At 72.4% G+C, this 13,878-nt stretch carries 14 protein-coding genes; 4 read left to right on the forward strand and 10 right to left on the reverse strand.

Going from position 1 to position 13,878, the window contains the following annotated elements; translation table 11 throughout:
- Positions 1-37 precede the first annotated feature (37 nt).
- Positions 38-715, reverse strand: a complete 678-nt coding sequence (locus tag ACSNN7_RS17890) for a nucleotidyltransferase domain-containing protein (RefSeq protein ID WP_436681963.1) — start codon at positions 713-715, stop codon at positions 38-40.
- 78 nt (positions 716-793) lie between these two features.
- Between ACSNN7_RS17890 and ACSNN7_RS17895 the strand changes: the two genes are divergently transcribed.
- The gene (locus ACSNN7_RS17895; RefSeq protein WP_436681948.1) at positions 794-1,711 is read left to right on the forward strand and encodes an SDR family oxidoreductase; all 918 of its coding nucleotides are present in this window, start codon (positions 794-796) and stop codon (positions 1,709-1,711) included.
- Here ACSNN7_RS17895 and ACSNN7_RS17900 read toward each other — a convergent pair.
- Together ACSNN7_RS17900 and ACSNN7_RS17905 are read right to left on the reverse strand one after the other, a co-directional pair.
- Entirely contained in the window at positions 1,702-2,688 is a 987-nt protein-coding gene (locus ACSNN7_RS17900) for a helix-turn-helix transcriptional regulator (protein WP_436681949.1), read from the reverse strand. The two genes, ACSNN7_RS17895 and ACSNN7_RS17900, sit on opposite strands and share 10 nt — an antisense overlap.
- Positions 2,689-2,736: 48 nt before the next feature.
- On the reverse strand, positions 2,737-3,555 hold the full coding sequence (locus ACSNN7_RS17905) for an alpha/beta fold hydrolase (RefSeq protein ID WP_436681950.1): 819 nt from the start codon (positions 3,553-3,555) through the stop codon (positions 2,737-2,739).
- Between the two features lie 202 nt (positions 3,556-3,757).
- Between ACSNN7_RS17905 and ACSNN7_RS17910 the strand changes: the two genes are divergently transcribed.
- Both ACSNN7_RS17910 and ACSNN7_RS17915 read left to right on the forward strand, forming a co-directional pair.
- Positions 3,758-4,549, forward strand: a complete 792-nt coding sequence (locus ACSNN7_RS17910) for an EI24 domain-containing protein (protein WP_436681951.1) — start codon at positions 3,758-3,760, stop codon at positions 4,547-4,549.
- A 1-nt stretch (position 4,550) separates the two neighbouring features.
- The gene (locus ACSNN7_RS17915) at positions 4,551-5,066 is read left to right on the forward strand and encodes an O-acetyl-ADP-ribose deacetylase (protein ID WP_436681952.1); all 516 of its coding nucleotides are present in this window, start codon (positions 4,551-4,553) and stop codon (positions 5,064-5,066) included.
- Positions 5,067-5,071: 5 nt separating this feature from the next.
- Here ACSNN7_RS17915 and ACSNN7_RS17920 read toward each other — a convergent pair whose 3' ends face one another.
- The 7 genes from ACSNN7_RS17920 to ACSNN7_RS17950 all read right to left on the reverse strand — a co-directional run bounded on the left by ACSNN7_RS17920 (position 5,072) and on the right by ACSNN7_RS17950 (position 12,685).
- The gene (locus ACSNN7_RS17920; protein WP_436681953.1) at positions 5,072-5,977 is read right to left on the reverse strand and encodes a GNAT family N-acetyltransferase; all 906 of its coding nucleotides are present in this window, start codon (positions 5,975-5,977) and stop codon (positions 5,072-5,074) included.
- Between the two features lie 62 nt (positions 5,978-6,039).
- Positions 6,040-7,047, reverse strand: a complete 1,008-nt coding sequence (locus tag ACSNN7_RS17925; protein WP_436681954.1) for a LacI family DNA-binding transcriptional regulator — start codon at positions 7,045-7,047, stop codon at positions 6,040-6,042.
- A 19-nt stretch (positions 7,048-7,066) separates the two neighbouring features.
- Positions 7,067-8,449: a GH1 family beta-glucosidase gene (locus tag ACSNN7_RS17930; protein ID WP_436681955.1), complete on the reverse strand. Its 1,383-nt coding sequence runs from the start codon at positions 8,447-8,449 to the stop codon at positions 7,067-7,069.
- A complete protein-coding gene (locus ACSNN7_RS17935) occupies positions 8,446-9,279 on the reverse strand; it encodes a carbohydrate ABC transporter permease (protein ID WP_436681957.1) in 834 nt (277 codons plus the stop codon). The genes ACSNN7_RS17930 and ACSNN7_RS17935 overlap by 4 nt, the downstream gene beginning before the upstream one ends.
- Positions 9,279-10,265 (reverse strand): carbohydrate ABC transporter permease, encoded by a 987-nt coding sequence (locus ACSNN7_RS17940; protein WP_436681958.1) that lies wholly within the window; start codon positions 10,263-10,265, stop codon positions 9,279-9,281. Before ACSNN7_RS17940 ends, ACSNN7_RS17935 begins: the two co-directional genes overlap by 1 nt.
- 82 nt (positions 10,266-10,347) lie before the next feature.
- On the reverse strand, positions 10,348-11,655 hold the full coding sequence (locus ACSNN7_RS17945; RefSeq protein WP_436681959.1) for an ABC transporter substrate-binding protein: 1,308 nt from the start codon (positions 11,653-11,655) through the stop codon (positions 10,348-10,350).
- Between the two features lie 271 nt (positions 11,656-11,926).
- Positions 11,927-12,685 (reverse strand): maleylpyruvate isomerase family mycothiol-dependent enzyme, encoded by a 759-nt coding sequence (locus ACSNN7_RS17950; RefSeq protein WP_436681960.1) that lies wholly within the window; start codon positions 12,683-12,685, stop codon positions 11,927-11,929.
- Positions 12,686-12,755: 70 nt separating this feature from the next.
- Between ACSNN7_RS17950 and ACSNN7_RS17955 the strand changes: the two genes are divergently transcribed.
- Positions 12,756-13,847, forward strand: a complete 1,092-nt coding sequence (locus ACSNN7_RS17955; RefSeq protein ID WP_436681961.1) for a UDP-N-acetylmuramate dehydrogenase — start codon at positions 12,756-12,758, stop codon at positions 13,845-13,847.
- The last annotated feature ends 31 nt before the right edge of the window (positions 13,848-13,878 follow it).

Raw genomic sequence — 13,878 nt, forward strand, 5'->3', positions numbered from 1 at the left:
GACCCGGAGGGCAACGAGTTCTGCGGGCAGTGAGCGTTCAGCCGCCCGGCGGCAGGTGGGCGGCGCGTACGTCGAGCAGCCAACCCTCCACCGTCGTCTCGTCCGGCCGCTCCGGCAGCGGCGTACGGATGGCGTCGAAGTCCCGTTGCGCCGCGGCGACCAGGGCCTCCGCCTCGTCCAGCGCGCCGCCGGCCACCCGCTCGCCGAAGGCCCGGAACCACTCCGGATCGGCCAGCCGGATCTCCAGCACGCCGGTCGCGTAGAGCACCCGGCCCTGGTGCAGCAGCCGGGCCAGGTGCCGGGCGTGCTTGGCCGAGCGCCGCCGCCCACCAACAGACGAGTCGCGGGTGGTGAGCTTGCGGAACTGCTGGGTGGCGTACCCGAGGTAGGCGTCGCGGACCCGGGGCGCGCTGAGGAACGCCGACCGGATGGCGATCAGCCGCTCGCCGAACTCCGTCCGGGTCTCGTAGCACTCCTCGGGCAGCCACATCAGCTCGGTGGCGGTCGGGTTGCCGCTCAGCGCCAGCTTCGCGTACTTCCCGGCCTCGTGCAGGGTGACGTCCGGGTCGGTGGTGACCACCGACTCCCGGGGCGGGTGCAGCCCGTGGAAGGCCACCGTGGGCGCGGCGAAGACCCCGATCCGGTCGGTGTCCGAGCCGGGTCCGGCCAGCCCGTACGCGACGGAGCCGACGATTCCGGAGAGCAGCAGGTGCATGCCGGCGAGCATGACCCATGACACCTCGTCGGCGAAACCGGACTTCGGCTGTCAGGTATCGCTGCCAGGCTCGACGGCATGACGACGACACCGCTGACGGGGAAGGTCGCGCTGGTCGCCGGGGCGACCCGGGGCGCCGGCCGGCAGATCGCCATCCAGCTCGGCGCGGCCGGGGCCACCGTCTACGCCACCGGCCGCAGCAGCCGGGCCGGCCGCTCCGAGATGGACCGGCCGGAGACAATCGAGGAGACCGCCGAGCTGGTCACCGCCGCCGGCGGCACCGGCATCGCGGTACGGGTCGACCACCTGGTGCCCGAGCAGGTCCGCGACCTGGTGGCCCGGATCGACGCCGAGCAGGGGCGGCTCGACGTGCTGGTCAACGACATCTGGGGCAGCGATCCGCTGATCACCTGGGAGAAGCCGGTCTGGGAGCAGCCGCTGGAGGCGGGCTTCCGCACTCTGCGGTTGGCGGTGGACACCCACATCATCACCAGCCACTTCGCCCTGCCGCTGCTGATCCGTAAGCCGGGCGGGCTGGTGGTGGAGATCGGCGACGGCACCAAGGAGTACAACGACGCCAACTACCGGCTCTCGGTCTTCTACGACCTGGCCAAGGCGTCGGTCGTCCGGCTCGCCTTCAGTCAGGCGCACGAGCTCAAGCCGCACGGCGGCACCGCCGTCGCGCTCACCCCGGGCTGGATCCGGTCCGAGTCGATGCTGGAGCACTTCGGGGTGACCGAGGAGAACTGGCGCGACGGCGCCGCCAAGGACCCGCACTTCCTCATCTCCGAGACCCCGGCGTTCGTCGGGCGCGCGGTCGCCGCCCTGGCCGCCGACGAGCAGAAGGCCCGCTGGAACGGCGCGTCCGTCTCCAGTGGCCAGCTGGCCCAGGTGTACGGCTTCACCGACGTCGACGGCAGCCGGCCGGACGCCTTCCGCTACATCACCGAGGTGGTGGACGCGGGCAAGCCGGCCGACGTGACCGGCTACCGCTGATCCGGCTCGGACCGGTAGAGCTCGCCGAGCCGGCGGGCCGCCCCGGCCAGGCGGGCCCGCAGCTCGGGCGGGTCGAGCACCTCTGCCTCCGGCCCGAGCCGCAGCAGCAGGTCGTACGCCACCTCGACGGACTCGACGGGCAGCCGGGTGATTCGCCACCCCTGCCCGTCGGGCTCGCCGGCGGCGGCCGTCACCTCCTCGTACGCGAAGGGGGCCTCGGGGGCCCAGCGCAGCGCGCGCAGGCCGGCGGCGCTGAGCCGGACGGTGATCTCGGCGCGCAGCATGCTCCGCAGGAACGCCTCGGCCTGCTCCCGCCAGTGGCCGCCCAGGTCGAAGTCCTCGTCCCGGGCGAAGGTCTCCCCGCCCACCTCGACGCCCACCACCCGGTCCACCCGGTAGGTGCGCATGCCGTCGCCGACCCGTCCCACCAGGTACCAGACCCCGCTTTTGAGCACCAGCCCGTACGGCTCGACCCGTCGGCCGACCTCGCGGTCGCCGCGCCGGTAGCGCAGCTGGACCACCCGGTCCCGCCACACGGCCCGGGCCAGCTCGGCCAGCCACGGTGGGGGCGCGGACTCGCGGAACCAACCCGGTACGTCCAGGTGGAACCGCTGCCCGGCGCGGGCGGGGGCGTCCCGCAGGGTCGGCGGCAGCGCCGCGAGGACCTTCAGCTCGGCCGACGCCACCGCGTCCGCCAGCCCCATGTCCCCCGCCGGTCCGGGCAGGCCGGAGAGGAAGAGCGCCTCCGCCTCGTCCCGGGTCAGCCCGGTCAGCCGGGTCTGGTAGCCGCCGAGCAGGCGGTAACCGCCGGCCCGGCCCCGGTCGGCGTAGACGGGCACCCCGGCGGCGGAGAGCGCCAGCACGTCCCGGTAGACGGTGCGCTCGGAGACCTCCAGCTCCCGGGCCAGTTCGGCGGCGGTCATCGTCTCGCGGGACTGCAACAGCAGGACCAGCGAGATCAACCGGGACGCGCGCACTCGCCCATCCTGCCCGGCTCGTGCGCGCGTCCCGGTGACACCCGGCCGTTACTTGGTCGTAGCGGCCTCGTCGATGACGTCGAAGACGACGTCGGGGTGCGAGACGGCGACGGAGTGCGACGCGCCGTCGACCTCGACGGTGTGGCGCGAGCCGGCGCGCTCGGCCATGAGCCGCTGACCGGCGACGGGGATGTTCTTGTCGGCTCCGGCGAGCACGAACCAGGACGGGATCGTCTTCCAGGCAGGGGCGCCGGAGCCCTCGGCGAGAGCGGCGTCGCGGACCGGCCGCTGGGTGACGGCGGAGAGGGCGGCCTTGGCGGGCGACACGTCGGCGGCGAACTGACGGTGATAGGCGTCCTGCCGGATGTAGAGGTCGTGGCTGCCGTCACCGAGCGGAACCGGCGGAGCCAGCGACTCGGGGAGCGTGCTGCCGGGGACCTGGCTGGACAGGCCGAGCACGCTCTCCCCGGCGTCGGGGGCGAATGCTGCCACGTACACCAGGTCGGTGACGTTGGCGTTGCCGGCGGCGGCGTTGGTGATCACCGAGCCGCCGTAGGAGTGGCCGACGAGGACGACCGGGCCCGACACCGTGGCGAGCAGCTGCTTCAGATAGTCGGCGTCGGAGCTCAGGCCGCGCAGCGGGTTCGCCGGAGCGACCACCGGATAGCCGTTCTTCTGCAGCCGCGACACCACTCCGTGCCAGCTGGACGAGTCGGCGAACGCCCCGTGCACGAGCACCACGGTGGGCTTGGCGCCCTTGTGGCGGGCCTGGGCTTCGGGCGTGGCGGCGTTCGAGGCGCCGCCGAGGCCGGCGATGGTCACGACGCTGGCGAGAGCGGACAGGCCCAGCAGCTTGCGGATACGCATGGGAACTCCTGACGATAGGGAGAACGATCGGTCTTTCTCTCCGGAATACTAGTGTCCCTCCCGGGCACCGCAACGTGTCGTGCCGCACAACGCCCCGTCGCGAGGCTCTGCTGCGCATCGTGGTCGTGCCGCCCCGAATCGGTCCGCCGAACGCGTACGACGGTGCCCGGCGTACCTCCGCGGGTACCACTAGGCTCCGCTCGTGAACGCACCCAGCATCGCCGCGCCCGTCACCGGCGCCGTCGGTCGGTTCTTCTCCGGCGTCGGGCTGCTCCTGCGCGGCCTCGGCCTCTACGTCCGCAGCCCCGGGCTGATGCTGCTCGGCATCGTGCCGGCCCTGATCTCCGGGGCGGTCTTCCTCGGCGCCTTCGCCGCCCTGGTGTACGTCGTGGACGACCTGGCCGCGCTGGTCACCCCGTTCGCCGACGACTGGTCGCAGACACCGCGCAGCCTGGTCCGGGTGATCGCCGGGCTGGCCTTCCTCGGGCTGGGCGGACTGCTGGCGGTGGTCAGCTTCACCGCGGTCACCCTGGTCATCGGCGACCCGTTCTACGAGAAGATCTCCGAGCGGGTGGAGGAGCGCCTCGGTGGCACCCCCGGCGCGGTGGAGGTGCCGCTCTGGGCCTCACTGCGGCGCAGCGCCGCCGACTCGCTGCGGCTGGTCGGGCTGTCGGTGCTCTTCGGCGTACCGCTCTTCGCCGCCGGGTTCATCCCGATCGTCGGCCAGACCGTGGTGCCGGTGATCGGGGCCGCGGTGGGTGGCTGGCTGCTCGCCGTCGAGCTGGTGGGGGCGCCGTTCTCCCGGCGCGGGCTGCGGCTGCCGGACCGCCGGTCCATCCTGAAGGCCGACCGGCCCACCGCGCTCGGCTTCGGCGTGGCGGTCTTCGTCTGCTTCCTGATCCCGCTCGGCGCGGTGCTGGTCATGCCGGCCGCCGTCGCCGGCGCCACCCTGCTCACCCGCCGGTCGCTCGGTCAGTCCATCCGGGAGCCCTGACATGGAGATCACGCTGGTCGAGGGGGACATCACCGCGCAGCGGGTCGACGTGATCGTCAACGCGGCCAACTCGTCGCTGCTCGGCGGTGGGGGAGTGGACGGCGCGATCCACCGCCGCGGCGGCCCCGCGATCCTGGCGGAGTGCCGGGCCCTGCGCGCCTCGCGGTACGGCCGGGGGCTGCCCACCGGGCAGGCCGTCGCCACCACCGCCGGGGAGCTGCCCGCCCGCTGGGTGGTGCACACCGTCGGCCCGGTCTTCTCGGCCGGCGAGGACCGCTCGGCGCTGCTGCGCGACTGCTACGCCAACAGCCTGGCCGTCGCCGACGAGCTGGGTGCCGCCACGGTGGCGTTCCCGCTGATCTCGGCCGGCGTCTACGGCTGGCCGGTCGACGACGCCGTACGCCAAGCGCTGACCGTGCTGCGCGCCGCCACCCCGGCGCACGTCACCGAGGCCCGGCTGGTGCTCTTCGGCGCCGCGACCCACCAGACCGCCCAGCGGGTCCTCGCCGAGGGCTGACCGGTTCAGGTCAGCTCGCGCAGGCAGGACCACTGGGACGCCACCGGCCGGTAGCCGAGCCGCGCGTTGATCGCGAGCATCGGCGCGTTCGCCTCGTCGTTCGAGGTGTACGCGACGCGTACCCCGCCCGCGGCGGCCCGGTGCAGGGCCGCCTGCTTGGCCAGTCGGGCCAGCCCACGGCCCCGGTACGCCGGCAGGGTGCCGGTGTAGTCCGACCACATCCGGTCCCCGTCCCGCTTGACCAGGCTGAACGCGGCCAGCTCGCCGTCGACCTCGGCCGCCGTGCTGGCCTCCCGGTCCAGGCCGACGTTCTGCCACACCTCGTGCTGCCAGCCGGCGTAGCTGATCGCGTCGGACGGCACGTCGCCGGGCTCGTCGGCGCAGGCGACGTTGGCCCGGTACATCCGGCGCGGGTCCAGCCCGGCGATCGGCACCAGCCGTACGCCCGGCGGCGCGACCGGCGCCGGCGGGGCCGGGCGCAGTTCGAGTGCCGAGTAGCGCAGCTCCCGGCCCGGCGCGAAGCCGTGCCGGCGGGCGAAGGGCAGCGACTCGGGCAGCGCCCGGGTGAGGACCTGGCGCGCCCCGATGGACCGTAGGTGGTCCAGGGCGGCGGTGAGCAGCGCGGTGCCCACGCCCCGGCCCCGGTGCTCCGGGTGCACGTGCAGGGTGGAGATCTCCCCGAAGTCGGGCACCGAGGTCTGGCTGTTGCGGTACGCGGACGCCCAGCCGACCACCCGGCCGTCCCGCTCGGCGACGAAGGGGACCCAGTCCTCGCCCGGCGGTGGTTCGGCGATCATCCGCCGGGTCGACTCCACGCCCCGGACCAGGTACGGATGGACGATCGCACGCAGCGCCACGATCTCCGGAGCGTCGTCGGGACGGGCGGTGCGGATCAGGTGGCCACGGGTCATCGGGGGACGGTACCGGCCGGCCCCGGCACGCTCGACCGGTTATCCCGGCCGAGCGGCGGAGCTCAGGCGGACTCGCGTACCACCAGCTCGGTCGGGAGGATCACCGACTCCTCGATCGCCTCGCCGGCGGCCAGCCGCAGCAGCTGCCGGGTCATCTCCCGGCCCAGTTCCACGATCTCCCAGCGCACCGTGGTCAGCGGCGGCTCGGTGTACGCCGCCGTCTCGATGTCGTCGAAGCCGATCACCGCCACGTCGTCCGGCACCCGCCGTCCCGCCTCGCGCAGGGTGCGCAGGGCGGCGTGCGCCATCAGGTCGGAGGCGGCGAAGACCGCGTCCAGGTCGGGGTGCGCGGTGAGCAGCTGGTGCATCGCCGCCGCGCCGGACTCCCGGGTGAAGTCGCCGTACGCGACCAGCTCCGCCAGCCCGGCGGCGCTGACCGTCTCCCGGTAGCCGGTGAGCCGCTCGATGCCGGCGATCATGTCCTGCGGGCCGGCGATGGTGGCGATCCGCCGGCGACCGTTCCCGATCAGGTGCCGCACCGCCCTGGTCACCCCGCCGACGTTGTCGACGTCGACGTACGGCACCCGCGCGCCGTCGAGCGGCCGGCCGGCGCAGACCACCGGGATGCCGAGCCGGGCCAGCGTGCCGGGCAGCGGGTCCGCACCGTGCAGCGAGGCGAAGAGCACCCCGTCGACGTGCCGCCCGGTGGTGTACCGCTCGACCCGTTCGTGACCGGCCGCCGACCCGGCGAGCATCAGCACCAGCTGCTTGTCGGCCGCCTCGAGCTCCTGCGCCGCCCCGCGGATGATCCCCGGGAAGACCTGGTCGTCGGAGAAGACCCGGGTGGCCTCCTCGGGCATGACCAGGGCGACCGAGTCGGTCCGCTGGGTGACCAGGCTGCGGGCGGCCAGGTTGGGCACGTACCCCAGCTCGGCCACGGCCCGGCGGACCGCCTCCTGGATCGGACCGGCGACCGTGGTGGAGCCGTTGACCACCCGGGACACGGTCGCCCGGGACACCCCGGCGCGGCGGGCGACCGCCTCCAGGGTCGGTCGCTGCGCGGTCGTCATCGGAGCCACCACCACCTCGTCATAGCCCGTTCCGGGAGATCACCTCCTGGTACCACCGGGCGCTGGACTTCGGTGTGCGCCGCTGGGTCAGGTAGTCGACGTGGACGATCCCGAACCGCTTCCGGTAGCCCTCGGCCCACTCGAAGTTGTCCAGCAACGACCATACGAGATAGCCGCGCAGGTCGACCCCCCGGGCGATGGCCTCGTGCGCCGCCCGCAGGTGCCCGTCGAGGTAGGCGATCCGGTCGGTGTCCATGACCTGGCCGAGACCGTCCGGACCGACGGCGCCGGTCTTGTCCGGGAACGCGCCGCCGTTCTCGGTGATCAGCATCGGCAGCCCGGGGTAGTCCCGGGCGATCCGCTCCAGTAGCCGGGTCAGCCCGGCCGCCTCGATCATCCAGCCCATCTCGGTCAGCGGGCCGGTCGGCGGGAGGAACTCCACCGTGCCCTCGGTGCCCGGGTACGCCCCGCCGCCGCCGGCCCCGCCCGCCCGGCCGGCGACGTAGGTCGGGGCGTAGTAGTTCACCCCGAGCAGGTCGATCGGCGCGGCGATGACCTTCTCGTCGCCGTCGCGAATGAACGTCGGTTCCACCAGCCGGCCGAGGTGCGCCAGCACGTCGTCGGGGTACCCGGCGCCGGTCAGCGGGTCGAGGAAGATCCGGTTGTGCAGGCCGTCGACCAGCCGGGCGGCGGCGACGTCGGCGGCGCTGGCCGGGTCGCCGGGCTGCACGTCGGCCGGGTTCAGGGTGATCCCGAGGGTCTGCGCGCCGGCCGCGCGCAGCGCGCGGGCCGCCAGGCCGTGCCCCAGCAGCAGATGGTGTACGGCGGCGAAGGCCGCCCCGGCGTCGCGCTCGCCCGGGGCGTGCACCCCGTTGCCGTACCCCAGGTACGCCGAGCACCAGGGTTCGTTCAGCGTGGTCCAGGTGCTGATCCGGTCGCCGAGCCGGGCGTGCACGGCGAGCGCGTAGTCGGCGAAGTGCTCGGCGGTGTCCCGGGCGGTCCAGCCGCCCCGGTCCTGCAGCGTCTGCGGCAGGTCCCAGTGGTAGAGGGTGACGATCGGGTCGATCCCCCGGTCGAGCAGCGCGTCGGTCAGCCGGTCGTAGAAGTCCAGCCCGCGGGGGTTGACCGGGCCGGTGCCGTCCGGCTGGATCCGGGGCCAGGCCACCGAGAAGCGGTACGCCCCGAGTCCCAGCTCGGCCATCAGCGCCACGTCGTCGGCGTACCGGTGGTAGTGGTCGCAGGCGACGTCGCCGGTGTGCCCCTGGAAGACCTTCCCCGGGGTACGGCTGAAGGTGTCCCAGATCGACGGGCCGCGACCGTCGTCGTGGGCCGCGCCCTCGATCTGGTACGCCGCGGTGGCGGCCCCCCAGACGAAGTTCTCGGGGAAACGCAGTTCGCTCACGCCTTGACCGCACCTTCCATGATGCCGCCGATGATCTGGCGGCCGAACACGATGAACACCAGCAGCAGGGGCAGCGTGGCGATGGCCGTACCGGTGAACACCTGGGACATGTCCTGGTAGTACCCGTCGGACAGGGCCCGCAGGGACAACTGCACGGTCGGGTTCTCCGGGTCGTTGAGCACAGCGTACGGCCAGAGGAAGTCGTTCCAGGTGGTCATGAACGTGAGCAGGCCGAGCACGGCGGCGGCGGGGCGCAGCGCGGGCAGCACCACGTTCCAGTAGATCCGCGCGGTGCTGCAGCCGTCGATCCGGGCGGCCTCGATCAGCTCGGTGCTGACCGCCTGGCCGGCGTACTGGCGCATCATGAACACCCCGAAGCCGGTGACCAGCGCCGGCACGATCACGGCCGGCAGCCGGTCGTTCCAGTTCAGCTTCGTCATCAGCATGTAGAGCGGGATGACGCCGAGCTGGGTGGGCACCATCATCGTCGCGATGATGACCATCAGCAGCGCGTTGCGGCCCCGGAACCGCAGCTTGGCGAAGGCGAAGCCGGCCAGGGTGGAGAAGAAGACCACCGAGACGGTGACCGACACCGCCACGATCGTCGAGTTCACCAGGCCGGTGAGGAAGTACGCGTCGGTGTTGGCGAAGAGCCGGGCGATGTTCGCGCCCAGGTTGCCGCCGGGGGTGACCGGGGGCGGCACCTCGCCCATCGCGTCGCTGGTACGGCTGGCGACCACGAACATCCAGTAGATCGGGAAGATCGACGCCAGGGCGGTGAGGGTCAGTGCCGCGTAGGTGAGCCGGCCGGCCGACCAGAGTCGGGTCATCAGGATTCCTCCTTGCGCCCGCCGCCGCCGAGTCGGCGCAGGACCAGCACGTTGATTGCCGCGACCACCGCGATCAGCGCGAAGAGCAGCCAGGCGATGGCGGAGCCGTAGCCGAAGTTGTAGTGCGGCGCGAAGGCGTTCTCGAACATGTACATGGTCACCGTCTGCGACTCGCGCAGTGGCCCGCCGCGGATCGCGTTGGTGCCGGAGTTGAAGAGGCGGGGCTCGGTGAAGAGCTGGAGCCCGCCGATGGTGGAGATGATGACCGCGAAGATGATGGTCGGCTTGAGCAGCGGCACGGTGATCGACCAGAACTGCCGGGACCGGCCGGCGCCGTCGATCGAGGCCGACTCGTAGAGGTCGCGCGGGATGGCCTGCATCGCGGCCAGGAAGATCAGCGCGTTGTACCCCGTCCACCGCCAGTCCACCATGGTCGAGATGGCCACCCAGGACGCGAACCGGTTGGCCTTCCAGTCGATGGCGTCGATGCCGACCAGGTCGAGCAGCCAGTTGATCATGCCGAACTCGCGGCCGAAGAGGACGCTGAAGACGATCGCGACCGCGGCGGTGGAGGTGACGTTGGGGATCAGCACCGCCATCCGCCAGCCGGTGCGCGCCCGCAACCGGCGGTTGAGCAGGTTGGCCAGCCAGAGCGCGAGGAGCAGCTGCGGGACGGTGGAGATGACGAAGATGCCGAGGGTGTTGACCACCGAGTGCCAGAAGTCGGGGTCGGCCATCAGCTGGGTGTAGTTCTGCGCCCCGATGAAGGTGGGCTCGATCCCGAGCAGGTCCCAGTCGTGCAGCGAGACCCAGAAGGTGTAGGCCAGCGGGTAGACCCCGAAGACCGCGAAGAGCAGGAAGAACGGGGCGATGTAGAGGTACGGCGAGTACCGGGTGTCGAACCGGGTGAGCCGGTTGCCCCGGGTCGGGCGGGTGTGGCGCGGCGTCGGTGCTACCGGGGGTCGCGCGTCGAGCTGGACCGCCATGGGAGTGGACTCCTTCTCCGCCGTGCGGGCGGGACCGGCGTGGCCGGGCCCGCCCCCCCCCCCCCCCCACGCCTGGCTCGGACTACTTGGCGGCGGCCTTCTTCGCGTTGTTCACGGCGTCGTTCCAACCCTGCTCGGGGTTGCGTTGGCCCAGCTCAACGGTGCGCACCGCGTTCTCCACCTCGGTGCGGACGGCCTGGTTCTTCGGGCCCATGTAGACCGGCTTGAGGCTCTTGGCGCCGGTGCCGAAGATCTTGCCGACCGGCGCGCCGGAGAAGTACGGGTTCGTCGAGTCGGTGATCGCCGGGTCGTCGAGCGCCTGCGGCGACGAGGGCAGCGGGCCCTTGGCCTTGAAGGCGCCGATCTGGCCCTTGGCGCTGGTCAGGAACTTGGTCAGCTCGATCGCCTCGGCCTGGTGCTTGCTCTGCTTCGGCACGGCGAGGAAGGAGCCACCCCAGTTGCCGCCATTGCCGGGGACCTGGGCGATGTCCCACTTGCCCTTGGCGGCCGGGCCGGCGTTGCCCTCGATGACGCCGGTCATCCAGGCGGGGCAGGCGATGGTGGCGAACTTGGACTGCTTGAAGGCGGAGACCCACTCCTCCGACCAGGAGCCGTACTTTCCGGAGAGGCCGGAGTCGATGATGTCGACGGTGGTGTCGTAGGCCTGCTTCACCGCCGGGTTGCTGTCGACGACCAGGTTGTTGCTGGTGTCGTAGTAGCTGTAGCCGGAGGTGTTGCCGGCGGTCTGGAGCAGGATGGTGCTGAAGATGTTGGTCGCCGCGTCGAGGAAGGAAGCTCCGGTGTTGGCCGACTTGAACTTCTCGCCGGTGGCGACGTAGTCCTGCCAGGTCGGCCAGAGCTTGGACACCTGGTCCCGCTCGGTGGGCAGGCCGGCCTTGGCGAAGAGGTCCTTGCGGTAGCACATGGCGATGCCGCCGACGTCGGTGCCGAGGCCGATGAGCTGCTTGCCGTCGGCGGTGAGCCCCTGGTTCCACTTCCAGTCCAGGAAGTTGCCCTTGAGGTCGGCGGCGCCGTGGTCGAGCAGGTTGACGAAGTTCTGCGGGTTGGCCTTGTACTCGACCAGCAGCCCCTCCTCGATGGCGACCACGTCGCCCGCGCCCTTGCCGGCGGCGAGCCACTGGGTGAGCTTCGGCGAGTACTCGTCCAGGTTGCTGCCGGTGCCCCGCTCGACGATCTTCACGCCGGGGTGGCTGGCCATGTACTCCTTGTAGAGCTCCTCGTAGCCGAACTGGCCGAAGACGTCGACGGTCAGTGTGATCGGCCCGCCCTCGGCGGGCTCGTCGTCGCCGGCGCAGGCGGTGGTGCCGAGCAGGGCGGTGGCGGCCACCAGGGCCACCGCCGCCAGACGGCGGCGCGAAAAGGTACCCATCTGTCTCGGATTCCTCTCAGGTCAATCGATGGTGGAGCGGGTGGACCTGCTGGTGAGCGAGTCGCAGCCCGCGTACCGACGCGATCGTGAAGGGCTGAGAGAGCGCTCTCGCGACAGCGTCACCGCTGACTGCGCGGCTGTCAAGAGAGCGCTCTCTCGTCGCGTCCGAGCCGTGACCTGGAGGCCTGAAACACGAAAAGAGTGGCCATCCGGGGCGGAATGGCCACTCTTTCCGGGAAAGAAGGGGGCGCTGAGACTGGGCGCCCGGGGGTCAGCCGGTGCGGAGGCCGTCGAGGAGGGTGCGGTCGCCGGTGACGCCGAGGGCGTCGTAGCCGATCCGGCCCCAGAGGGCGAGCAGCAGGTCGCTGGCGGTGCCGGTCACCTGCACCCGGGCGTGGTGGTCCTCGTGACCGAAGACCGTGGCGGTGTCGAGCAGCGCCACCCCCTCGCCGCGCAGCCGCAGGTACCAGTCCTGCGCGGCGTCGGTCGCGGTCAACTGCACCACCCCGTGCCACTGGCCCGGCACCGCCCGGCGCCCGGCCGGCAGCCAGGTGTCCAGCACCTCGCTGACCCCGTCGGCCGCGAGCTTGGCCTCGATCGGCTCACCGGCGGCGATGGCGAGCTGGGCGTCCCAGCGGTGCACCGCCGTCTCGTGCGCCATCCGGCGCGGCCAGAAACCGGCCTTCTTCGGCTGCGGCGCCCAGTTCCAGGCCGGCGCCTCCGGGTCCAGGGTGTCGAAGAGGGTCATCAACTGGTCGTAGCCGTGCTGCCAGAGCTGCAGCGGGGTCACCCCGCTGGGCAGCTCGGCGCCGTCCGGGCGGGCCGGCTGGCTGGTCTCACCGGAGCCGACGAACGAGTGCACCCAGTGGTAGATACGGGCCAGGTGCAGGGTGAGGTCGGCGACCGTCCAGCCCGGACAGGAGAGCACGGGTGTCTCCGGCGGCGCCTCGGCCACCGCGGCGGCGAACGCCGGGCCGTCCACCCGGAGCGCGCCGATCCAGAAGTCCTTCGTGCCGTGCAGTCTGCTCATCGCAATCCTCCCGGGGGTGACCGGGCCACCAGTGGGTGCCGCGGCTACCCCTCAGCCTAGGGTGAGAGGCGTGTCAGACGTCTACGCCCAGCCGACGACCGGAGCCGACCCCGCCGACCCGGCCACCCTGGCGAGGTACACCACGCTGCGCCTCGGTGGCCCCGCCGGACGGCTGGAGACCGCCACCAGTGCCGAGGAGATCGTACGAAGCGTGCGCCAGGCGCGGCGGCGCGACGAGCCGGTGCTCATCCTCGCGGGCGGCAGCAACGTCGTGGTGGGCGACGAGGGATTCCCCGGCACGGTCGTCCTGGTCCGGTCGCGGGGGCTGCGGGTGGTCGCCGAGGACGCCGACACCGTCACCGTACGGGTCGAGGCCGGCGAGCCCTGGGACGACCTGGTCGCCGCGACCGTGGAGAACGGCTGGTCGGGGCTGGAGTGCCTCTCCGGCATCCCCGGCTCGGCCGGCGCCACCCCGATCCAGAACGTCGGCGCGTACGGCCAGGAGGTCGCCGAGAGCATCACCGGCGTCCAGGTGTACGACCGCGCCGACGACAGCCTCGGCCGGGTCGAGGCGGCGGACTGCGGCTTCGCGTACCGGTCCAGCATCTTCAAGTACAGCGACCGCTGGGTGGTGCTCTCGGTCGACTTCCGGCTGCGCCGCTCCCCGCTCTCCGGCCCGGTGCGCTACGCCGAGCTGGCCCGGGCGCTCGGCGTCGAGGTGGGCGACCGGGTGCCGCTGGCCGACGCCCGCGCGACGGTGCTGAAGCTGCGCGCCGGCAAGGGCATGGTGCTCGACGCCACCGATCCGGACACCTGGTCGGTGGGCTCGTTCTTCACCAACCCGGTGCTCGACCGGGAGACGTACGAGCTGGTGCGCGCCCGCGCCACCGACCTCGGCGAGCCGCCCTCCTGGCCCTGCCCGGGCGACATGACGAAGGTCAGCGCCGCCTGGCTGATCGACAAGGCCGGCTTCACCAAGGGCCACCCCGGCCCGGAGGGCACCGCCATCTCCAGCAAGCACACCCTGGCCCTGACCAACCACACCGGTACGGCCAGCACCGCGGCCCTGATCGCCCTGGCCCGCGACATCCGCGACACGGTCCACGCCCGCTTCGCGGTAACCCTCCACCCCGAACCCGTCCTCATCAACTGCACAATCTGACCCCACCCCCCACCCCCACCCTCCAAGACCG

It is taken from the genome of Micromonospora sp. URMC 105 (assembly GCF_051386295.1).
GTDB lineage: Bacteria > Actinomycetota > Actinomycetes > Mycobacteriales > Micromonosporaceae > Micromonospora.